This is a genomic window from Levilinea saccharolytica (assembly GCF_001306035.1).
Taxonomy (GTDB): Bacteria; Chloroflexota; Anaerolineae; order Anaerolineales; family Anaerolineaceae; genus Levilinea; species Levilinea saccharolytica.
Map to the genome: position 1 here is coordinate 55,701 of NZ_LGCM01000042.1, position 21,666 is coordinate 77,366.

Here is a 21,666-nt window from a genome sequence, read left to right on the forward strand (position 1 = left end):
AGCGGGTAATTTACATCGAACGAATACGGGTAATCAAACGGTTGACCAGCGACTTTTGCTCTTCGCGGTCCTGGGTGGGGAACATGCGCCCCGAAATGGTCACGCTGGGCGCACCCACGCGCACCACCTCGACCAGACCAGCCTGCAGCAGGCTGTACACCACCCGGCGGATTTCCAAATCGTTCAGTTTTGAGGCTTTCGCAATCTGGCGCATACTGTTTTGCGGGTTCACATACTGCACCACCCGCCACTCTTCTACGCTCAGGTTCACGTTGCGAATGTTGGTCCCCGGCCGATCGGTGAACTTCAAGGCCATGTCCAGACTGGGGATTTCTTCCTGAAGCTGTTCCCACTCGCGCATCTGGCGCGAGCCTTCAATGATCAAATTTTCCAGGTCAATGCGCAGGGCAATTTTGTCGTCCGGCGGGCGCGCGTCCTGCTCAAAATGAAAGATGCCTTCCACCCAGGTGAACAGACGGCGCAGCACACTGATGAAATACTGCTGCAGGCTGGCGATGATATCTTCCTGGGTCACATAGCCCGCGTTGATCAGCAGAATGCCCAGCTCCTTATCGGTCATGCGCGCCGCACGCTCTTTGAGCAGCTTGTACTGGCTGACCGAAATCTTGCTGTTGCGCTGCAAAATGGCCGCCAGGCTGCTGTCCTCATGCGCAAGCTGCGCAAAGGCCAGTTTGCCGTCGCGAAAATTAATCTGAGCCACTTCGCCTGGGCCTTCAACCACCAGGTTGCCGGTTTTCTTGGCTAAATTGACAAGATTCAAAAGCTGGGTGATGGTAAAATCGCGCAGATTGCCTTTAAGCGCCATAGCCGCCTCTGGAGTGGACGAGATACAACTATGGCAGATTATACCCGACCCCTGGGGTCAAGTCAATTAATCTGACTTATCAATTAGCTAATCGGTTAGTTTTTTTCCACTTTTCAACCGACAAAGTTGCAAGAAGTGAGATCAGCCCCTCCGCAGACGCATTGGTATAATCAATACGGTATGCCAGACCTGGAACACGCCCTGCAAGGGCACGACTTAGGCTTTCTGAAAATGGTGGCGCAGGGCTGGGGCATCGAGTTAGAAGCCCCCGATGCGCCCACCGCTTTGCCGCGCCTGATGCGCGCCATGCTCGACCGCTCCGCCATCCGCGAGGTGATCGAGACTCTGCCACCCGAGGCCTACCGCGCCCTCTACGCCCTGCTGGAATCCGAAGGTTCGCAGCCCTGGGCGCTCTTCACCCGCCGCTTTGGCGAGCTGCGCATCATGGGCGCCGGCCGCCGCGACCGTGAACGGCCCGATCTGAACCCCCAATCCCCCACCGAGATTCTCTGGTACCGCGGGTTGGTGGCCAAAGGCTTCTTCAACCGCCCGCCCGAACCCCAAGAATACGCCTACATCCCCGACGACCTGCTGGAGCTGCTGCCCCGCCTGACCCCCAAGGAAAGCCCCCCGCTGGGCCGCCCTGCCTCGCCGGGCGAAAGCGCCTTCGCCCGCCCCGCCAAAGATAAAATCCTGGACGACGCCACCACCTTTTTGGCCGCGCGGCGCAGGGGCCAAAAATACAGCGACCGCCCCGACCGCGTCTCCGCGGCCTTTCTTCAGGCGCTGCTCAACACCGCCGGCCTGTTGGATGCGCACGGCCAGCCCCTGCCGGAGCCCACTCGCGCCTTCCTGGAAGCCGGCCGCGGCGAAGCGCTGGCCATGCTGGTGCGGGCCTGGATGCAAAGCGACACCCTCAATGAACTGCGCCTGACGCCGGGGTTGGTGTTTGAAGGCGAATGGCAGAACCACCCCCGCCAGACCCGCCAGACCCTGCTCAACCTGCTCAGCCGCCTGCCGCAGGGTACCTGGTGGTCGCTGCCGGCCTTCATCAGCGCCGTGCGCGAACAACATCCCGATTTCCAGCGCCCCGCCGGGGATTACGACTCGTGGTTTGTGCGCCTGAACAACAGCAGCGAATATCTGCGCGGCTTTGCCTCGTGGGAAAAGGTGGACGGGGCCATGCTGCGCCATTTCATCCACGCCGTCCTGCATTGGTTGGGCATGGTAGATCTGGCGGCCGCCAACGCCCACGAGATCAACACCGCTTTTCGCCCCTCTCCCTGGGCCGCGGCCCTGTGGCACGGACAGCCGCCGGAAGGGCTTCCCGCTGAGAACCAGCCCCTCATCGTCAGCAAGGACGGCCAGGTGGTGATTCAGGCCCTCACCCCGCGGGCCGCTCGCTACCAGGTGGCGCGCTTCTGCACCCTGGAAGATGAAAAAGCCGATCGGTACATCTACCGCCTGACCCCTGAATCCCTCCAGCAAGCCCAAAGCCAGGGCCTGCGCGTGACGCATGTGCTCAGCGTGCTCAAACGCCACAGCGCCGCGCCGCTGCCGCCCAGTCTGATCGAAGCCCTGGAGCGCTGGGAAAAGCTGGGCGTGCAGGCCTCCCTCAGCCGCCCCACCCTGCTCACCGTGGGCGCGCCGGAGATCCTCACCGCCCTGCGCAGCACGCGCGCCGCCCGCCACCTGGGGCCGGCCCTCAGCCCCACCGTGGTGGTGGTCAAACCTGGGGGCGAGTCCGCTGTGCGCGCTGCCCTGACCGAAATTGGCTATCTAGCCGATGCTCATTTGGATGTATAATTTTTTTAGGCGCGGGCCTCGCCCTGCGCATTCCCAACCCATTCCCCCGGAGTAGCCCCACATGTCCGAAAGACTTACCTGGATCCACCAAGAGCTGGACAGCCTGAAAGAGGCCGGCCTCTATAACCGCATCCGCACGCTGGGTTCGCCGCAAGGCGCCTGGCTGATGGTGGACGGCAAACGTGTTCTCAACTTCTGCTCCAACAACTATCTGGGACTGGCCAACGAACCCGTTCTGGTCAAGACCGCCCAGGAATACACCCAAAAATTCGGCGTCGGCCCGGCTGCCGTGCGCTCCATCGCCGGTACCATGGACATTCACCTGGAACTGGAACGCCGCCTGGCCGCCTTTAAGGGCGTTGAGGCCGCCATCACCTTCCAATCCGGCTTCACCGCCAATCTGGCCACCCTGCCCGCCCTGGTGGGCAAGGAAGACGTCATCTTCTCCGACGAGCTGAACCACGCCAGCATCATTGACGGCAGCCGCCTGTCGGGCGCGCGCATCGCGCGCTACGGCCACGCCGACCCCGCCTCGCTGGAAAAGGTCATTCAGGAAAACGCCGGCAGCTACCGCCGCGGGCTGATCGTGACCGACGGCGTGTTCAGCATGGACGGCGATATTGCCCCGCTGGATAAAATCTATGAGATCGCCGAAAAGTACGATATCCTCCTGATGGTGGATGACGCCCACGGCGAAGGTGTGTTGGGCACCGGCGGGCGCGGCATTGTGGATCATTTCCACCTGCACGGCAAAGTGGACGTAGAAGTCGGCACGCTCTCGAAGGCCTTTGGCGTGGTGGGCGGCGTGGTGGCCGGCAGCGCGGTGATTGTGGAATGGCTGCGCCAGCGCGGGCGGCCTTTCCTGTTCTCCTCGGCTGTCACCCCCGCCGATGTGGGCGCCTGCATCGCCGCGGTGGACATCCTCGAATCCTCCACCGAACGCGTGGACCGGCTGTGGGCCAACGCGCGCTACTTTAAAGAAGAAATGAAGAAACTGGGCTTCGACACGGGCGTTTCCACCACCCCCATCACCCCGGTGATGTTGGGCGAGGCCCCCCTCGCCCAGCAGTTCAGCCGCGAGCTGTTTGAGGAAGGCGTCTTTGCCATGTCCATCGGCTTCCCCACCGTACCGCGCGGCAAGGCGCGCATCCGCGTGATGATCTCCGCGGCGCACCAAAAAGAGGATCTGGATCAGGGCCTGGCGGCTTTCGCCAAGGTAGGCCGCAAGCTGGGCGTCATCGCCTAGGTTCGCTGTTCATTCTGCTGTTGTAGACGAGCCGCCTCTCACCGGGGCGGCTCGTTTTAGGGGGCCGCACGTCATTGCGAGCCGCGCAGCGGCGAAGCAATCTGCACGCCGATTGGCCGCGGTAGGGTGGGTGCAGCTTCTTCGCCCGTGCCCACCCCCGAACCAGCTCCCGTAGCGGCAGCCCGCCGCCTGTTGGCCAGCCAGCGCCGCGTCCAGCCGGAGCAGATCCGCGTGATCTCGGCCCAGGCGGTGGATTGGCCCAACTCCTGCCTGGGGGTGGAATGGCCGGATCTGGCCTGCGCCGAGGTGATCACCCCCGGCTGGCGGGTGATTTTAGAGCTGGAGGGGCAGCAGTACACCTACCACACCGATGCGGCCGGCGCTCAAGTGGTTTTGGCCAGCGCGCCCCCGCCCCAAATCGGCGCGGTGCGCATGAACTGGCGCGAGGCCGGCAGTCAGCCCTGCTCCCAGGCGCAGATTGGGGCTGACGGGGTGGCTTTTGGGGCTTGCGGCGGGGTGCTGATGGGAGCGGCTTTTGCCCACCCGCAGCGCGCGGCGGAGCTGGCCCATTTCTATCAAACCTACGCCCCCTTCGAAGTGGATTCAGGGGTGATCCAGTTTGCCTTTTTGGGCGGCGGCACGCAGACGGCCTCGGCGGTGGAACAGCGCGCCTTGGCAGAATGGGTGCGGGGCACCATCTGGGAGCTGCAAGCCGGGCCGGAAGACCCCTTTGGGCTCGCCCTGGAATGGCGGCGGCAGGGCGGCATCGCCGGTTTTTGCGACCATCTGCGCGTGTACCTGAGCGGCATCGCCTACGCGGATTCCTGCAGCACGGGGACGGTGGAACCCGCGGGCAGCTATTTCCTGACCCTGGACGAACTCAAGCAGCTCTATCAATGGGTGGATCAATACGCACCCGTGGAACGGGAAATTTCCGATTCGGCCACGGCCGACAGTATGCAGATTCAGCTGAAATTCCTGGGCAGCGGCACGCAAAGCGCCGATGCATCGGATGAGGACGACTGGCTCAACTTTGCCCAGCACCTGTACGGCTTGATGCCGTAAGCCAATCGGAACCGCCAGCAAGGGGTCAAGACGGCGGCTTGGGTCTATAATGAACCCATGCATACCCTGCGCAAATCACCGCTGCTGGCCGCCCTGGGCTTCCTGTGGGTCTTGGGCATCCTGGGCCTCTATTACGTTTCGCATAAACCTTTCACCCCCGAACTGGCTGTGCAAGTGGTCAGCCGGGCCTGGGAGCTGGCGGCCGTGGGCCTGCTGACGGCCCTGGCGGGCGGGCTGGGCTGGCGCCTGGCCCCGCGGCTGCCGCTGCCCCCCCTGGCCGCCCTCTCCCTGCAGGCGGCCCTGGGCTTTGGACTGCTGGCTTTGGGCGTGCTGGCCGTGGGGCAGATCCCCGGGGTGCTGCGCTGGGCGCTGTGGGCGGCTCTGCCGGTGGGCGGCTGGCTGCTGCGCCGCGACCTGCGCGCCTGGCTGGCACAGGCCGCGGGGGTGAAGGCCCTGTGGCGGCGCAGTGACGGCTGCAGCAGGGCCGTCAGGGCAAGGGTGCGCAGGGTTCGAGAAAGGGTCATGCTTGAGGCTCCTATGAACAACCAAGGGAATTGTACCCTTTTTCCGACGCGGGGCGGATGGGAAACGTTCCCACGGCGAGGAATTTTTTCAAGGTTAGAGGGTTGACGATTTCCGCGAAGGATGCTATACTTTGGCCTGTAAGTAATTCAATAGGTTTTGCGGGCGTGGTTCAGTTGGTAGAATGTCTCCTTGCCAAGGAGAAGGTCGTGGGTTCGAGTCCCATCGCCCGCTCTCTTATTTACAAGCAACGATGAGTTGCTTGTAATTTTCCCAGGCGACGTGGCCAAGTGGCAAGGCAAGGGTCTGCAAAACCCTGATCACGGGTTCAAATCCCGTCGTCGCCTCAGCAGGGTCGCCACAAAAGAGATAAGATCACGGGTTCACCATCGAGGTGCTTGCAAATCCCGTCGTCGCCTCAGCGTCAGACCAAAAACGGGCCAGGAAGGCTCGTTTTTTTGATTCACGTTTTACCGCCAAGGCGCGAAGAACGCCAAGAAAGCGAATAAACGAACCCCTGGCGTTCTGGTGCGTTCGATGAAGCTGAACGCACCTGTCCGGGTTTCATTGCGAGACCAGATGGGTTTTCTGGTCGAAGCAATCTCTATCCCGAAAAGCACAGGTTGCTTTGCGTCCTTGGCGCCTCCGCGGTTCAAAGACACGTCTTTTACCGCCAAGACGCGAAGAACGCCAAGAAAGTCGAAGCAATCTCTACCCTGAGAGAGAGATCGCCACGCCCACCGAAAACCGGCGGCTTAGGCGGTGGTTGTCCGCCCGCGGCGATCTGCACCTTTCGGGTAGAGATTGCTTTGCCCTCAAAAACCGAGGGCTCGCAGTAACATGTTTTTTTTGTCATCGCGCGCCCTCGCAGCCATTCAGTGCGTTCGAAGAAGCTGCACCCACCCTACCGCGGCCAATCGGCGTGCAGATTGCTTCGCCGCTGCGCGGCTCGCAATGACGTGCGGCCCCCTAAAACGAGCCGCCCCGGTGAGAGGCGGCTCGTCTACAACAGCAGAATGAACAGCGAACCTAGGCGATGACGCCCAGCTTGCGGCCTACCTTGGCGAAAGCCGCCAGGCCCTGATCCAGATCCTCTTTTTGGTGCGCCGCGGAGATCATCACGCGGATGCGCGCCTTGCCGCGCGGTACGGTGGGGAAGCCGATGGACATGGCAAAGACGCCTTCCTCAAACAGCTCGCGGCTGAACTGCTGGGCGAGGGGGGCCTCGCCCAACATCACCGGGGTGATGGGGGTGGTGGAAACGCCCGTGTCGAAGCCCAGTTTCTTCATTTCTTCTTTAAAGTAGCGCGCGTTGGCCCACAGCCGGTCCACGCGTTCGGTGGAGGATTCGAGGATGTCCACCGCGGCGATGCAGGCGCCCACATCGGCGGGGGTGACAGCCGAGGAGAACAGGAAAGGCCGCCCGCGCTGGCGCAGCCATTCCACAATCACCGCGCTGCCGGCCACCACGCCGCCCACCACGCCAAAGGCCTTCGAGAGCGTGCCGACTTCTACGTCCACTTTGCCGTGCAGGTGGAAATGATCCACAATGCCGCGCCCGCCGGTGCCCAACACACCTTCGCCGTGGGCGTCATCCACCATCAGGAGGATATCGTACTTTTCGGCGATCTCATAGATTTTATCCAGCGGGGCAATATCGCCGTCCATGCTGAACACGCCGTCGGTCACGATCAGCCCGCGGCGGTAGCTGCCGGCGTTTTCCTGAATGACCTTTTCCAGCGAGGCGGGGTCGGCGTGGCCGTAGCGCGCGATGCGCGCGCCCGACAGGCGGCTGCCGTCAATGATGCTGGCGTGGTTCAGCTCGTCGGAGAAGATGACGTCTTCCTTGCCCACCAGGGCGGGCAGGGTGGCCAGATTGGCGGTGAAGCCGGATTGGAAGGTGATGGCGGCCTCAACGCCCTTAAAGGCGGCCAGGCGGCGTTCCAGTTCCAGGTGAATGTCCATGGTACCGGCGATGGAGCGCACGGCAGCCGGGCCGACGCCGAATTTTTGGGTGTATTCCTGGGCGGTCTTGACCAGAACGGGTTCGTTGGCCAGTCCCAGATAGTTGTTGGAGCAGAAGTTGAGAACACGTTTGCCGTCCACCATCAGCCAGGCGCCTTGCGGCGAACCCAGCGTGCGGATGCGGTTATAGAGGCCGGCCTCTTTCAGGCTGTCCAGCTCTTGGTGGATCCAGGTAAGTCTTTCGGACATGTGGGGCTACTCCGGGGGAATGGGTTGGGAATGCGCAGGGCGAGGCCCGCGCCTAAAAAAATTATACATCCAAATGAGCATCGGCTAGATAGCCAATTTCGGTCAGGGCAGCGCGCACAGCGGACTCGCCCCCAGGTTTGACCACCACCACGGTGGGGCTGAGGGCCGGCCCCAGGTGGCGGGCGGCGCGCGTGCTGCGCAGGGCGGTGAGGATCTCCGGCGCGCCCACGGTGAGCAGGGTGGGGCGGCTGAGGGAGGCCTGCACGCCCAGCTTTTCCCAGCGCTCCAGGGCTTCGATCAGACTGGGCGGCAGCGGCGCGGCGCTGTGGCGTTTGAGCACGCTGAGCACATGCGTCACGCGCAGGCCCTGGCTTTGGGCTTGCTGGAGGGATTCAGGGGTCAGGCGGTAGATGTACCGATCGGCTTTTTCATCTTCCAGGGTGCAGAAGCGCGCCACCTGGTAGCGAGCGGCCCGCGGGGTGAGGGCCTGAATCACCACCTGGCCGTCCTTGCTGACGATGAGGGGCTGGTTCTCAGCGGGAAGCCCTTCCGGCGGCTGTCCGTGCCACAGGGCCGCGGCCCAGGGAGAGGGGCGAAAAGCGGTGTTGATCTCGTGGGCGTTGGCGGCCGCCAGATCTACCATGCCCAACCAATGCAGGACGGCGTGGATGAAATGGCGCAGCATGGCCCCGTCCACCTTTTCCCACGAGGCAAAGCCGCGCAGATATTCGCTGCTGTTGTTCAGGCGCACAAACCACGAGTCGTAATCCCCGGCGGGGCGCTGGAAATCGGGATGTTGTTCGCGCACGGCGCTGATGAAGGCCGGCAGCGACCACCAGGTACCCTGCGGCAGGCGGCTGAGCAGGTTGAGCAGGGTCTGGCGGGTCTGGCGGGGGTGGTTCTGCCATTCGCCTTCAAACACCAACCCCGGCGTCAGGCGCAGTTCATTGAGGGTGTCGCTTTGCATCCAGGCCCGCACCAGCATGGCCAGCGCTTCGCCGCGGCCGGCTTCCAGGAAGGCGCGAGTGGGCTCCGGCAGGGGCTGGCCGTGCGCATCCAACAGGCCGGCGGTGTTGAGCAGCGCCTGAAGAAAGGCCGCGGAGACGCGGTCGGGGCGGTCGCTGTATTTTTGGCCCCTGCGCCGCGCGGCCAAAAAGGTGGTGGCGTCGTCCAGGATTTTATCTTTGGCGGGGCGGGCGAAGGCGCTTTCGCCCGGCGAGGCAGGGCGGCCCAGCGGGGGGCTTTCCTTGGGGGTCAGGCGGGGCAGCAGCTCCAGCAGGTCGTCGGGGATGTAGGCGTATTCTTGGGGTTCGGGCGGGCGGTTGAAGAAGCCTTTGGCCACCAACCCGCGGTACCAGAGAATCTCGGTGGGGGATTGGGGGTTCAGATCGGGCCGTTCACGGTCGCGGCGGCCGGCGCCCATGATGCGCAGCTCGCCAAAGCGGCGGGTGAAGAGCGCCCAGGGCTGCGAACCTTCGGATTCCAGCAGGGCGTAGAGGGCGCGGTAGGCCTCGGGTGGCAGAGTCTCGATCACCTCGCGGATGGCGGAGCGGTCGAGCATGGCGCGCATCAGGCGCGGCAAAGCGGTGGGCGCATCGGGGGCTTCTAACTCGATGCCCCAGCCCTGCGCCACCATTTTCAGAAAGCCTAAGTCGTGCCCTTGCAGGGCGTGTTCCAGGTCTGGCATACCGTATTGATTATACCAATGCGTCTGCGGAGGGGCTGATCTCACTTCTTGCAACTTTGTCGGTTGAAAAGTGGAAAAAAACTAACCGATTAGCTAATTGATAAGTCAGATTAATTGACTTGACCCCAGGGGTCGGGTATAATCTGCCATAGTTGTATCTCGTCCACTCCAGAGGCGGCTATGGCGCTTAAAGGCAATCTGCGCGATTTTACCATCACCCAGCTTTTGAATCTTGTCAATTTAGCCAAGAAAACCGGCAACCTGGTGGTTGAAGGCCCAGGCGAAGTGGCTCAGATTAATTTTCGCGACGGCAAACTGGCCTTTGCGCAGCTTGCGCATGAGGACAGCAGCCTGGCGGCCATTTTGCAGCGCAACAGCAAGATTTCGGTCAGCCAGTACAAGCTGCTCAAAGAGCGTGCGGCGCGCATGACCGATAAGGAGCTGGGCATTCTGCTGATCAACGCGGGCTATGTGACCCAGGAAGATATCATCGCCAGCCTGCAGCAGTATTTCATCAGTGTGCTGCGCCGTCTGTTCACCTGGGTGGAAGGCATCTTTCATTTTGAGCAGGACGCGCGCCCGCCGGACGACAAAATTGCCCTGCGCATTGACCTGGAAAATTTGATCATTGAAGGCTCGCGCCAGATGCGCGAGTGGGAACAGCTTCAGGAAGAAATCCCCAGTCTGGACATGGCCTTGAAGTTCACCGATCGGCCGGGGACCAACATTCGCAACGTGAACCTGAGCGTAGAAGAGTGGCGGGTGGTGCAGTATGTGAACCCGCAAAACAGTATGCGCCAGATTGCGAAAGCCTCAAAACTGAACGATTTGGAAATCCGCCGGGTGGTGTACAGCCTGCTGCAGGCTGGTCTGGTCGAGGTGGTGCGCGTGGGTGCGCCCAGCGTGACCATTTCGGGGCGCATGTTCCCCACCCAGGACCGCGAAGAGCAAAAGTCGCTGGTCAACCGTTTGATTACCCGTATTCGTTCGATGTAAATTACCCGCTTCAGAAGGATTCTGCCCATGCAAACGGTAAAAATCGTGGTCACTGGCCCCTTTAGTTCTGGTAAGACAGAATTTATTCGCTGTGTCAGTGAAATTGATGTGGTTTCCACAGAGCGCAAGATTACGGCTGAGGCGGAAAAAATTAAAGATTCGACCACTGTTGCGATGGACTTCGGCCGCATCACGGTGGATGACGACCTGGTGCTGTACCTGTTTGGCACGCCGGGGCAGAAGCGCTTCGATTTTATGTGGGAGATCCTTTCGGAAGGGATGTTGGGGTTCATCGTGATGGTGGACAGCACCCGCCCCGAAACCTTCCGCGAAGCCCGCAGCATTTTGGAGACCTTCCGCGCCTATGCGCCCACCCCCTATGTGGTGGCGGCTAACAAGCAGGATTGCAAAGACGCCTGGGAAGTGGATGATATGCGCGTGGCGCTGCGTCTGGATTCCAAGGTCAAATTCTTGCCCTGCGTGGCCACCGACAAAGAATCGGTCAAGAAGGTTCTGTTGGAGCTGCTCTATTCGATCCTGGCGGAAATGGACGCGGGGGGAGCCTGAGGTTGAGGGGATGGTGACTGAGTGTCATCCATAACGACAGATCAAGGCATTCTGCATTACGAAGTATTTGGACGGGGGCGCCCCGTCATCCTGCTGCACGGATGGCTGGGTTCCTGGTCGTTGTGGCATGAAACCATGACCTACCTGGGTCAGTACTACCGCACCTATGCGCTGGATTTTTGGGGGTTTGGCGAATCGGACAACAAGCGCAGCACTTACCGCGTGAAAGACTTTGTCAGCCTGGTGGATCAATTTATGGAGCAGATGGGAATTCTGTCTGCGCCGTTGGTGGGGCACAGCATGGGCGGCACGGTGAGCCTGTCGGTGGCCTTGCAGCATCCCAACCGCGTGCAGAAGGTGACCATCATCGGCTCGCCGATTGTGGGGTCCTCGCTGGCCTTCCCGCTGAAGCTGGCGGGGCGCCGGCCAATTGCTTTTCTGCTCTTCACCTTTTTCCCGGCCTTCCGGCTGGCCATGCGCTTTGCCTCTCCGTACATTTGCAGCGCGCCCAATTTCCCAGAGATGATGGACCGCGATCTTTCGAGGACTTCGTTGGAATCCTTCCTGCTCAGTATCGCCTCGCTGCGCCGCACCGATCTGCGCCCCGACCTCAAACGGCTGCGCATCCCGGTGATGGGCATGTTTGGGGACCGCGACAACATCGTCAGCCCCAAGCAGTGGATGGCGCTGCAGGCGGGGGTTCCCTACGCGCGCATTGAGCGCTTCAAGAAGGCTGGTCATTTCATTATGATGGATGAACCTGAGTCCTGCCGCACCAAACTGAAGGACTTTTTAGATACCCCGGTGAACACGCTATGAGCCGAGATGCCTGCACATCGGGTTGTTTACAGCCAGTTGGACGGATGGTGCTGGACGGAGTGCAGGAGATTGTGGGGCGGGTTGGGCTGGTGGCGGTCTTAAACCTGGCAAACCTGAGCCATCTCTCTGACCCGGCGGCTGCCTTGAAAGGCACCGATTTGCGCGCGCTGCGGCGCGCTTTGGAAGATTTGTACGGCCGCCGCGGCGGGCGGGGGGTGCTGCTGCGCTCTGGGCGGGCGGCTTTTCGTCCCTTCTTAGACCATTTTGGCGAGGAACTGCATTTAACCCAGACGGAATTTCGCCTGCAGCCAGCGCCGGTGCGCATTCAGGCCGGCCTGGAGGCGATCACAGGCGTGTTGTCGCAGGTGGGCAGCAGTCCGCTGGATTTTACGGAAACCCCTGACGCCTGGGTGTGGACGCAGCGCGGCTGCTGGTGGTGCCACCCGTCAGAAAGCCAGGAGCCGGTGTGTCAGTTCGCGGTAGGGCTGCTGCAAGAGTATCTCAATTGGGCCAGCGGCAAGGTGTACCATGTGGAAGAGACCGCCTGCAAGGGCACCGGCGCCGAGGCGTGCGTCTTCCATATCTCCAAACATCCCCTGGATTGAGGCTGCGGATGCTGAAAATCATCCTACAAAGCAAACGTTCCATCCGCCCATTCAACGAACCCGCGCGCGATCTGCGCATTCAAAACAAGCCCTTATGGCTGCTGCAGCGCGACGTGCTTTATCCGTATGTGACCCGCGAGGTGGAGCTGCCCGAAGGCTCGCCGCTGCCGCAGGTGAAAGACGCTTGCCTGGTTTACCGCGACAACCTGTTTTTTGACGAATTTTATATCCAGGCCTTTTTAGAAGAAGCTCGCAAGCGCAAGCGCCCTTCGCGGGCGGCTTTTTCGTTGGATGACCCCGCCTTTCGCGAACACTGCCTGCCGCTGTCGCTGTCGTACACGCCGGTGGGCGGCCTGTATCTGGCGGATATGTGGTATTACCCCAACGGCCCCGAAGCCGACGCGGCGCCTTTGGTGATTGATTTGCAGGCGCGTGAGATCGGCTATTATCACGTGCCCACCTACATGGCCACCGGTCAGGGCGACCTGGTGTATCAGGTTCCCCTGCGCAGTTTGATGGCGATTGATTCGTGGGTGCATATTTTCATCATTGACACCGTATTCGGTCTGTTTGGCCGCGGGGCGCGTTTTGAAAACCGCCTGAACACCGACCTGGGCTTTAAGCTGGGCGTGTTGGCGGCGGCGCTGTATGAGGGTAAGCAGCTGCTGGAATGTTCTAAGGTGGTCCAAATCGGAAAAAACTGTGTGATTGACCCATCGGCGGTGATCCACGGGCCCACCACCATCGGCAACAACGTCACGGTGGGGGCGGGGGCGGTGATTGAGAACTGCATCATCGGCGATAACGTCAACGTTTCGCAGGGCTGCCAGCTGATGCTTTCGGTGGTGGGCGACGGGACGTTTTTGCCCTTCCGCGCGGCGCTGTTTATGACTTCCATTATGGACAACAGCATGGTGGCGCAAAATACCTGTCTGCAAATGTGCGTGGTGGGGCGCAATTCCTTCATTGGGGCGGGCAGCACCTTCACCGATTTCAACCTGCTGTCGGCGGGGATCAAGGCTCGGGATGGGAATGGGGTCTTGAAAGACGCCAACCGGCCCGTGTTGGGCGGCTGTGTGGGGCATAATTGCCGCATCGGGGCGGGCATGATCATCTACCCCGCGCGCACGATTGAATCGGATGTGGTGCTGGCGGCCTCGGCACAGCGCCGGGTGATTGACCGCGATGTGCATTACGAAGACAGCGATCACCATACCATGCGCGGGTCGGTGAATCATCCGCGTTTATACCCGCGCCCCGGCGAAAAGAGCATGGAATCCTGGTGATTGGGGCGCTTCATAACAAAGTTGTAAACCCATTTGCCCTCGTCTCCAATAGGTAAGATTTCATTATGACGATATAATATTAACGGGCCGCTGTCTATCCGCGGCCTGGCCAAAGGCCGCCTGGGAGCTGGCCTGCGGCGGTTGGAATCATATGCACATCCGTTTTTGAGGGAGGCCTTGATGAGTAAAGCCCGCCTAATGATCGTGGAAGACGACCCTGATATTTCAAACATGCTTCGAATTTACTTCAACGGCCAGGGCTACGATGTGGACCTTGCCCAGCGCGGCTCGGAAGCGTTGGAGAAAACCCGACAGGTGATGCCGCACCTGATCGTCCTGGATATCATGCTCCCGGATATTGACGGTTATGAGGTGTGCCGCACCCTGCGCACCAACACGCGCACCAGCCATATCCCGGTCATCTTTTTGACCCAAAAAGATGAGCGCAGCGATAAACTGCAGGGCCTGGAACTGGGCGCGGACGATTACATCACCAAGCCCTTTGATATTGAAGAGCTGAAACTGCGCGTGCAAAACGCCATTGCCCGCGCCGAGCGCGAAAGCCTGACGGACCCGCAATCGGGTTTGCCCGCGGGGCGCCTGATCGAAGATCAACTGCGCCGCCTGATTCGCCAAAAGGGCTGGGCTTTTATGGATCTGCGCATCAATTATTTCGATGCGTTTAAGGATGTGTACGGATTCATCGCCGCCAACGACGTGCTGCGGTTTGCGGGTATGCTTCTGGGCGAGGTGGTGGACACCCTGGGCACGGCCAACGATTTTATCGGTCACGCGGGCGGGGACAATTTTGTGATCATGACTTCCGAGACCACGGCGGGCGAAATTCGCCAACAGCTCAAGACCCGCTTCAACGAGGAAGTGCAGTCGCATTACAACTTTATGGATCGCCAACAGGGCTTCATGATGGCCCCTGATGACAGCGGCAAAATGGAAAAAAGCCCACTGATGAGTCTGGCGGTGGGGCTGGTGAGTCCTTCCACCCACACCTTTGCCGACATTCGCGAAATCACCGAAATTGCCGCGGAGGAACGCCGCCTGGATGCGGCTGCTTCCAACGGCTAAGGATCGCTCATGCCTGGTTTCGATCCATTCAGCCTGGGGATCGTCGTCGGTCTTTTGGGTCTTGCCTTCTGGGTATTAACGCGCCTGACTGCGCGTTCTATTCCCCGTCTGCGCCCCATGCCTCCTTCTGACGCCGCCCCAACGGTGGATGAGACCCTTTCTTCTCACACAGATCTGGTATTTGTGGTGCTGCCGGGGGGGCGGCTGGCTTCCTTCAACAGCGCGGCGCGCGAGGCCTTGCAGCTTTCGGAGGGGGAAACGCCCAGCCTGGAACGGGTGGCGCGCGCCATACGCCCGCAGGACGCTTTTCTCAGCCTGTGCGGGGCCGAGGGACAATCGCCCCTGGTGGTGAACGGGCGCCCTATGGTGGGCACATCGTACCGCCTGCCCCTTGCGCCCGAGGCAGCCGTGGTGGTGACGCTGCGCGCGCCTGAAAGCGGCGCAGCCCTGGCTGACGCCTCACCCAATCTCACCTCAGAGACCCTGCAAACCTATATTGATCTGACCCGCGCGATGGCCTCCAGCTTGGATTTGCAGGAAACCCTGCGGGCCGTGCTGGTGGAGATTCGCCGCGTGCTGCCCGCCGATTTTTCGGAAGTGGCGGTATGGGAGGCGGAGATGGAGGCCTTGCGCCCCTACCGCCTGACCGGGATTGTGCCGCAGGAATTTCAGCTGGAACGGATGGACGACTGCATCGCGGTGGGCGAAGGCCTGGCCGGGCAGGTGGCGCGCACCATGCAGGCGGTGGTCGGCCCTGAGATGGACGCCGCCGAAGGCCGTCCTTCGATGATGGAAGTCGGGGGACTTTTGGCGCGGGCGTGGATGAGCGTGCCGCTGATTGTGGGACAGGAATTCTTGGGCACGCTGACCCTGGCCAGTCTGAACGAAGGCGAGTATCAGAAGGATGATCTGGATCTGCTGCGCTTGCTGGGGGATCAGGCGGCGGTGGCCGTGCACAACGCTTTGCTCTATCGGATGGAGCAGCATCGCGCTAACGAGCTGAACGGCCTGGCCCAACTGGCCCAGGCGTTTTCCTCGGCGCGCGATTCGCAGACGCTGTTCACCAACCTGGTGCAAAGCATTGCCCCGCTGGTGGCGGTGGATATCCTCGGCTTTTTGCTCTACAACGAAAGTCAGCGCAGCCTGGAGGGGCAGGTTCCCTTCTACGGCCTGCCGCCGCAGTTCCTGGAGCTGTACAAGGTGAGGGTGAACCCTGGCAGCCCGCTGGAAGCGGCCTTGCTGGCCCAGGATATCATTCTGAGCGAAAACGCAGCCGAAGACCCCAACTGGGCGCGGCTGGAACTGGAACGCCTTTCGCAGGGGGCCAGCCTGCGCGAGACGGCCCTGGTTCCGCTGGTGACCGGCGGGCGCATGTTGGGTTATTTGCAGGCATCCAACCACAGCGGCGGGCAGGCGGTGTTCTCGCAGGATGAAATGCACTTGCTGACCATCATCGCCAATCAGGTGGCGCCGATTTTGGAAAATGCCGGCCTGATGCACCTGTCGCGCCAGCGCGCCCAGCGCGCCGAGGGGCTGCGGCGCATCGCCAGCCTGACCTCTTCGGCGGCCACGTTGGATGAAATCCTCAAGTTCTCCTTGCAGGAGCTTGCACATCTCCTGCATGCACAGGTAGGCGCGGTGTTCCTGCTCAACGCGGACCGCACCAGCCTGCTGCTGCACAAAGATTCAGCCTACGGAACCCAAAAACGCCTCCAGGAGCGCAGCATCAGCCTGACGGCGGACGATCCGCAGTTCCCCTTCACCGTTTCGGCCAGCCTGCACCCCACCCTGTTGGAGCTGCTGGAAATCGGCCAAAAGCCCATCATCCCCTTCTACCGCCAGTTCTTCCAGACCCTGGATATTGTCTCCGCGGTGGTGGTGCCTTTAGTGGTGCGCGATGAAGGCATTGGCGAGCTGTGGCTGGGCAGCACCGCGGCCAATTTCTTTGACCGCGGCGATATGCAGGTGGTTTCCACCGCGGCGGGGCAGTTGGCCGGGGTGGTGGAACAGAGCTATTTGGTGACGCAGACCGATGAAAGCCTGCGCCACCGGGTGGAGCAGCTGACGGCGCTGATGCGCATCAGCCGCGAATTGAGCACCTCGCTGGACCTGGAATCGATTTTACGGCTGGTGTTGGAAGAAGCCCTGCGCACCGCGCACGCCAATGCAGGCGGGGTGCTGCTCTTTGATCTGGAGCGCGGCCCCGAGACGGATACCGTGCTGTACGCCGTGGGAGAACCCCCGCGGGCAGATGACCCCCTGGTGCGGCGGGCCTTGGCCAGCGAGCAGCCGGTGGTGGTGGCCGATTGGGATGCAGCGGAATTGCCCCCGGCGCGCGAGGGCAGCGCATCAGCCCTGGCCGTGCCGCTGCGCGTGAACCAACAGCAGTCGGGGGTGATTGCCCTGTTTGCCGAGCGGGTGGGGTTCTTTGACCCCTCCGCGGTGGAAATTGTGCAGTCGCTGGCCGCGCAGGCCTCCATCGCCCTGAGCAATGCTTTCCAATTTGAATCCCAACTGCGGCGCGGTGAACTGCTGAAACGCGAAGTGGACACCCTGAACAAGCTCTTCCAGGTGTTCCAGGCGCTGCGCACCAACGGCTCGTTGGAAGAAAATTTGCGGGTGATCGCCGCGGCCATCACCGAAACCACGCCCTTCGAGGTGGTGTTAATCAGTGTGTACGACGCCGCCGCCCACGCCCTGCGGCGGGTGAGCGGGGTGGGCTTCACCGATGCCGCCTGGCAGGACCTGACCGCGCAGCAGCAGCCCTGGGAGGGGTTGAGCGTGCTTTTAGACCCAAGCTACAAAATTGGCAACGCTTATTACATCCCCTCGGATCAGCGTCCGGTGATTCCTGAGGATGTGCACGTGCTGCGGGTTACCCCGGCCGTGGGGCAGCGCCAAAAGGGCCTGTGGAACCCAGAAGACTTTTTGCTGCTGCCCATGTACGACAACCAGGGCCAGCCGCTGGGCTTGATCAGCCTGGATTCTCCGCGCGACGGTTTGCAGCCCGACCAGCCCACTTTGCAGGCTCTGGAGCTTTTCGCTTTGCAGGTGGCGCTGACCCTGGAGTCATATTACGGCGTGGAGAAGCTGCAAAGCGAAGCCAGCGCCCTGGAGATCGCCCGCAGCCGCGCGGCGCAGGCCGCCCAGGCCGCGCGCGCCAATTTGCCCATGCTGCTGCGCCGCCAGCTTTCGCAAACCCTGTCCATTCAGAACCTGGAGCGTCAGATCCATCAGACGCGCACGGGTATGGAATTGGCGGTGATGTCCAGCCGCCAGCCCAACGCTCAGGCCGTGCTCAAGACCATGGCCCGCGAGATTTTGGCGCGCTTCAACCTGCAAACCGTCTTGATCGCCGAGGCGGCTGCTGGCGGCCCGCGCCTGGCCGAGGTGATCGGCACGGTTCCGGCAGGGGTCAACCCCGACGCGCTTTTTGGGCAGCGCAACCCGCTGCGCCAGATTTTGGAAGACGGCAGCATTTTGCTGGTGTCCGACCGCAGCACCCACAACACCTGGAAAAACGCCCCGCTGCTGAACGCGTTGGAAGCTCGCAGCCTGATTGGCCTGCCCATTCGCGTGGGCGAAGGCCGCCAGGCGGCGCTGCTGGCGGTGGGAACCCAGCCGCTGCCGCCTTTTGGGCCGGAAGATCACCAGCTGTTCTCGCAGCTCACCAGTCAGGTCGAAATCGCTTTACAGAATTTGCAGTATCTGGCCGACACACGGCGGCGTGTGGATGAGCTGGACCGTCTGCTCGATTTCAGCCGCCGCCTGGGCAGTTTGGACCCCAATTCCATTTTGGACGTGCTGGCCGAGACGATTTTGCGCGTGCTGCCCAGCGCCAACGCCGCCTGGGTGGGGCTGTGGGACGCGAAGGATCAAACGTTGAATGTGCGTGCGGCTCAGGGCTATGCGGACTCTGGCCGCTTGAAGACGCTGCGCTTTACGGTGGATGCGGAGCAGCGCGAAAACGCCCCGTTGCCGGTGCGCGCCTTCCTCTCGCGCCAAACCCAGCGCGCGGCAGAAATGCGGCTGGCCCAAGATTACAACCTGGGGCCGGAAGATCTGCTGACCTACCGCAAGGCCATTGGCGAACGGCTGCCGCTTTCCAGCCTGGTGGTGCCGCTGCTGCGGGGTGATCAGGCCCTGGGGGTGCTGGTGATTGACAATTTCACCCGCTCTGAGGCCTTCAGCGCGGACGATCAGGTCTTTACCGAGTCATTGGGCCAACAGGCTGCCCTGGCGTTAGAAAACGCACGCCTGTTCGTTTCGGCAGAAGAACGCGCGGCGCAACTGATGGCCTTGAATCAGGTTTCGGGCGCGCTGGCTTCCAACCTGCAAAGCGAAGACCTCATCACCACCCTGCTAGGGCATCTGCGCAAGGTGCTGCCCTTTGACACGGCCACCCTATGGCTGCGCAATGGGGAGCAGCTTTCGGTGGCGGCGGCGCAGGGTTTTGCAGATGACGCCCGTCAGGTGGGCCTTTCGGTGGATATTCAGGACAGCCGCCTCTTCCAGGAGATGATCGCCACCGGGCAGGCTTTGTGCGTGCCGGATGTGCGCCTGGATGAGCGTTTCCCCAGCTTGATTGAGCCGGATTACCTTTCGTGGGTGGGCATCCCCCTGGTGGCCAAAGGCCAACTGGTGGGGGCGATTGCCCTGGAAAAAGCCGAAGCGGATTATTACAGCGCCGATCAGGTGCGAGCGGCCACCACCTTCGCCAGCCAGGCGGCCATTTCGCTGGAAAATGCGCGCCTGTTTGAGGAAAGCGAACGGCGCGCGGGCGAGCTGGATCAGCGCTCGCGGCGCCTGGCCATGCTGAACCGCTTCTCCTTTGACCTGGGAGGCGCTCTGGATTTGGATACGGTGCTGGAGGTGACGGCCCGCCAACTGCAGGACGCTTTGGGCGCCGAGTGGGTTTCGGCGGTTCTGCTGGGGGCCAAGGGCGAATTGAGCCTGAGCATGGAGCTGCCCGGCGGGGTGGGCGCGCTGCCGCTGGCTCTGCCGCGCCTGCCCTTGTTTGAACGTCTGGCGGATTCGCGCGGGATTTTCACCTGCGCAGATGTGCACACGGAGCGCGATTTGCAGCCGCTGACCGCCAGACACTTTGAGCCGCGCGGCCTGAAGGCCCTCATGGCCCTGCCGCTGCTGGCGGGCAGTAATCTGTACGGGTGGATGTGGGTGCAAAAGCAGGAAGTGTACCGCTTCAGCCTGCCAGAAATTGACCTGGGACGCACCGTCACCAACCAGGCGGCCCTGGCCATGCAAAACGCGCGCCTGTTCGCTGAAACCCGGCGGTTGACCGAAGATTTGGAACGGCGTGTGGAAGAGCGCACCGCCGAGATGATGCGCGAGCACCAGAACACGCAAACCCTGTTGAGCATTATCACCGAGCTTTCCGCCAGCCTGGACCTGCGCCATGTGCTCACGCGCACCCTGGGCGTTCTAAACGACTCGCTGGGCGCCGAACAAAGCCTGATTCTGCTGACCACCAGCCCCACCATTTACCGCGCCGGGGCGGACGGGATCAGCTCCGCTGACGGTTTGCTGGAGAAAGAATTGTCCCGCTGGGTGATGCGCCACCGTGCGCCTGCCCTGGTGGACGATTTGCCCAACGACGCCCGCTGGAGCAGCACAGGCGGCCCGCAGGCCCCTTACCGCAGCGTGGTGGCCGTTCCGCTGATTTTAGGTGAAGAAATTTCCGGCACACTGCTCATGCTGCACCGCCAGGAAGCCTTCTTTATGGTGGAGCAGGTATCGCTGGTAGAAGCGGTGGCCCGCCAGGTGGGCGTGACCCTGGGCAACGCCGAGCTGTTTAACCTCATTCGCGATCAGGCCGAAAACATGGGCTCCATGCTGCGCGACCAGCAAATCGCCGCCACGCGTTCCCGCGCCATTTTGGAAGCGGTGGCCGACGGTGTGCTGGTGACGGACGAAAGCGGCAAGATATCGCTCTTCAACCTTTCGGCTCAGCGCATTTTGGGCATGGACAGCGCGCAGGTGGTGGGAAAGAGCCTGGATCAGTTTACCGGCCTGTTTGGCAAGGCAGCCCAGAGCTGGATGCAAACCATCCGCGCCTGGTCGGATCACCCCTATCAATACCAGAACGAAATGTTCGCCGAGCAGATCGAGCTGGACGATGGGCGCGTGGTGGCGGTGCACTTGGCGGCGGTCATTTACCGCGAAGAATTCCTGGGTACGGTGTCCATTTTCCGCGACATCACCCACGAAGTGCAGGTAGACCGCCTGAAATCGGAATTTGTGGCCAATGTCAGCCATGAACTGCGCACGCCCATGACCTCGATCAAGGGCTATGTGGACATCATGCTGATGGGCGCGGCGGGCGCGGTGAACGATAAGCAGCGCCATTTCCTGGAAATTGTGCGCAGCAACACCGAGCGGCTGAGCGTGCTGGTCAACGATTTATTGGATATCTCGCGCATTGAATCGGGCCGGGTGACGCTGAATTTCCGGGCGGTGAACTTGCGCGAGGTGGCAGAGGACGTGGACGCGGATATTCGCCGCCGGTCGCGCGAAGAAAATAAGGCGATGGAATTTGTGTACGAGATCCCAGACGATCTGCCGCTGGTGCGGGGCGATTTGGAACGCGTGCGCCAGGTGTTGGGCAACCTGGTGACCAACGGCTATAACTACACCCCCGCGGGCGGTTTGGTGACGGTGCAGATGCGCCCAGTGGATCAAGGGGTGCAGGTGGATGTGACCGACAACGGCATTGGGATTGCCCCCAAAGATCAGGGGCGGATTTTTGAACGGTTCTACCGCGGCGAAGACCCGCTGGTTTTGGCCACAGCCGGAACGGGGCTGGGGCTGTCGCTTTCCAAGACGATCATCGAGATGCATCATGGACGCATTTGGTTTTCCAGCCAGCCTGGAAATGGCAGCACCTTCAGCTTTCTGCTGCCGGTGTTTACGCAAGAGGAATAACG

14 protein-coding genes and 2 tRNA genes are annotated in these 21,666 nt (G+C 61.7%); 13 read left to right on the plus strand and 3 right to left on the minus strand.

Translation table 11 applies throughout. The features are described 5' to 3' along the window. Positions 1-10: 10 nt before the first annotated feature. Complete coding sequence (locus ADN01_RS12325; RefSeq protein WP_062417584.1) at positions 11-826, minus strand: DUF4388 domain-containing protein; 816 nt, start codon at positions 824-826, stop codon at positions 11-13. 180 nt (positions 827-1,006) lie between these two features. Here ADN01_RS12325 and ADN01_RS12330 point away from each other — a divergent pair, with 180 nt between their 5' ends. From ADN01_RS12330 to ADN01_RS12355, 6 genes are all read left to right on the plus strand, one after another. After that, a complete protein-coding gene (locus tag ADN01_RS12330) occupies positions 1,007-2,632 on the plus strand; it encodes a helicase-associated domain-containing protein (RefSeq protein ID WP_062417583.1) in 1,626 nt (541 codons plus the stop codon). Positions 2,633-2,693: 61 nt separating this feature from the next. Further along, positions 2,694-3,878 carry a glycine C-acetyltransferase gene (locus ADN01_RS12335; protein ID WP_062417582.1) on the plus strand — a complete coding sequence of 395 codons (1,185 nt, stop codon included), beginning with the start codon at positions 2,694-2,696 and terminating at the stop codon, positions 3,876-3,878. A 126-nt stretch (positions 3,879-4,004) separates the two neighbouring features. After that, on the plus strand, positions 4,005-4,943 hold the full coding sequence (locus ADN01_RS12340) for a hypothetical protein (protein WP_152974021.1): 939 nt from the start codon (positions 4,005-4,007) through the stop codon (positions 4,941-4,943). Positions 4,944-5,000: 57 nt separating this feature from the next. Beyond that, complete coding sequence (locus ADN01_RS12345) at positions 5,001-5,573, plus strand: hypothetical protein (protein WP_075071174.1); 573 nt, start codon at positions 5,001-5,003, stop codon at positions 5,571-5,573. A 53-nt stretch (positions 5,574-5,626) separates the two neighbouring features. Continuing rightward, a tRNA-Gly gene (locus ADN01_RS12350) sits at positions 5,627-5,699 on the plus strand. A 42-nt stretch (positions 5,700-5,741) separates the two neighbouring features. Then, positions 5,742-5,812: transfer RNA gene (locus ADN01_RS12355), tRNA-Cys, on the plus strand. A 682-nt stretch (positions 5,813-6,494) separates the two neighbouring features. On the opposite strand, the gene ADN01_RS12360 is transcribed toward ADN01_RS12355, so the two are convergent. Continuing rightward, the gene (locus tag ADN01_RS12360; RefSeq protein ID WP_062417582.1) at positions 6,495-7,679 is read right to left on the minus strand and encodes a glycine C-acetyltransferase; all 1,185 of its coding nucleotides are present in this window, start codon (positions 7,677-7,679) and stop codon (positions 6,495-6,497) included. 61 nt (positions 7,680-7,740) lie between these two features. Beyond that, positions 7,741-9,366, minus strand: coding sequence for a helicase-associated domain-containing protein (locus ADN01_RS12365; RefSeq protein ID WP_062417583.1), 1,626 nt, complete (start codon positions 9,364-9,366; stop codon positions 7,741-7,743). A gap of 180 nt (positions 9,367-9,546) precedes the next feature. Between ADN01_RS12365 and ADN01_RS12370 the strand changes: the two genes are divergently transcribed. The 7 genes from ADN01_RS12370 (at position 9,547) to ADN01_RS12400 (ending at position 21,664) form a co-directional block, all read left to right on the plus strand. Next, on the plus strand, positions 9,547-10,362 hold the full coding sequence (locus ADN01_RS12370) for a DUF4388 domain-containing protein (RefSeq protein WP_062417584.1): 816 nt from the start codon (positions 9,547-9,549) through the stop codon (positions 10,360-10,362). A gap of 27 nt (positions 10,363-10,389) precedes the next feature. Beyond that, positions 10,390-10,929, plus strand: a complete 540-nt coding sequence (locus ADN01_RS12375; protein ID WP_062417585.1) for a GTP-binding protein — start codon at positions 10,390-10,392, stop codon at positions 10,927-10,929. Between the two features lie 21 nt (positions 10,930-10,950). After that, complete coding sequence (locus ADN01_RS12380; protein ID WP_075071173.1) at positions 10,951-11,748, plus strand: alpha/beta fold hydrolase; 798 nt, start codon at positions 10,951-10,953, stop codon at positions 11,746-11,748. After that, a complete protein-coding gene (locus ADN01_RS12385; RefSeq protein WP_082142678.1) occupies positions 11,745-12,353 on the plus strand; it encodes a 4-vinyl reductase in 609 nt (202 codons plus the stop codon). The genes ADN01_RS12380 and ADN01_RS12385 overlap by 4 nt, the downstream gene beginning before the upstream one ends. Positions 12,354-12,361: 8 nt before the next feature. Further along, positions 12,362-13,639, plus strand: coding sequence for a DapH/DapD/GlmU-related protein (locus ADN01_RS12390; protein WP_062417588.1), 1,278 nt, complete (start codon positions 12,362-12,364; stop codon positions 13,637-13,639). A gap of 180 nt (positions 13,640-13,819) precedes the next feature. After that, entirely contained in the window at positions 13,820-14,722 is a 903-nt protein-coding gene (locus ADN01_RS12395) for a GGDEF domain-containing response regulator (RefSeq protein WP_062417589.1), read from the plus strand. A gap of 9 nt (positions 14,723-14,731) precedes the next feature. Next, on the plus strand, positions 14,732-21,664 hold the full coding sequence (locus ADN01_RS12400; protein ID WP_062417590.1) for a GAF domain-containing protein: 6,933 nt from the start codon (positions 14,732-14,734) through the stop codon (positions 21,662-21,664). Positions 21,665-21,666: the final 2 nt, after the last annotated feature.

Bases quoted from the DNA above. Each gene is read 5' to 3' on its own strand.
- ADN01_RS12325 (WP_062417584.1), bottom strand. From the start codon at position 826: ATGGCGCTTAAAGGCAATCTGCGCGATTTTACCATCACCCAGCTTTTG.
- ADN01_RS12330 (WP_062417583.1), top strand. From the start codon at position 1,007: ATGCCAGACCTGGAACACGCCCTGCAAGGGCACGACTTAGGCTTTCTG.
- ADN01_RS12335 (WP_062417582.1), top strand. From the start codon at position 2,694: ATGTCCGAAAGACTTACCTGGATCCACCAAGAGCTGGACAGCCTGAAA.
- ADN01_RS12345 (WP_075071174.1), top strand. From the start codon at position 5,001: ATGCATACCCTGCGCAAATCACCGCTGCTGGCCGCCCTGGGCTTCCTG.
- ADN01_RS12360 (WP_062417582.1), bottom strand. From the start codon at position 7,679: ATGTCCGAAAGACTTACCTGGATCCACCAAGAGCTGGACAGCCTGAAA.
- ADN01_RS12365 (WP_062417583.1), bottom strand. From the start codon at position 9,366: ATGCCAGACCTGGAACACGCCCTGCAAGGGCACGACTTAGGCTTTCTG.
- ADN01_RS12370 (WP_062417584.1), top strand. From the start codon at position 9,547: ATGGCGCTTAAAGGCAATCTGCGCGATTTTACCATCACCCAGCTTTTG.
- ADN01_RS12375 (WP_062417585.1), top strand. From the start codon at position 10,390: ATGCAAACGGTAAAAATCGTGGTCACTGGCCCCTTTAGTTCTGGTAAG.
- ADN01_RS12385 (WP_082142678.1), top strand. From the start codon at position 11,745: ATGAGCCGAGATGCCTGCACATCGGGTTGTTTACAGCCAGTTGGACGG.
- ADN01_RS12390 (WP_062417588.1), top strand. From the start codon at position 12,362: ATGCTGAAAATCATCCTACAAAGCAAACGTTCCATCCGCCCATTCAAC.
- ADN01_RS12395 (WP_062417589.1), top strand. From the start codon at position 13,820: ATGAGTAAAGCCCGCCTAATGATCGTGGAAGACGACCCTGATATTTCA.
- ADN01_RS12400 (WP_062417590.1), top strand. From the start codon at position 14,732: ATGCCTGGTTTCGATCCATTCAGCCTGGGGATCGTCGTCGGTCTTTTG.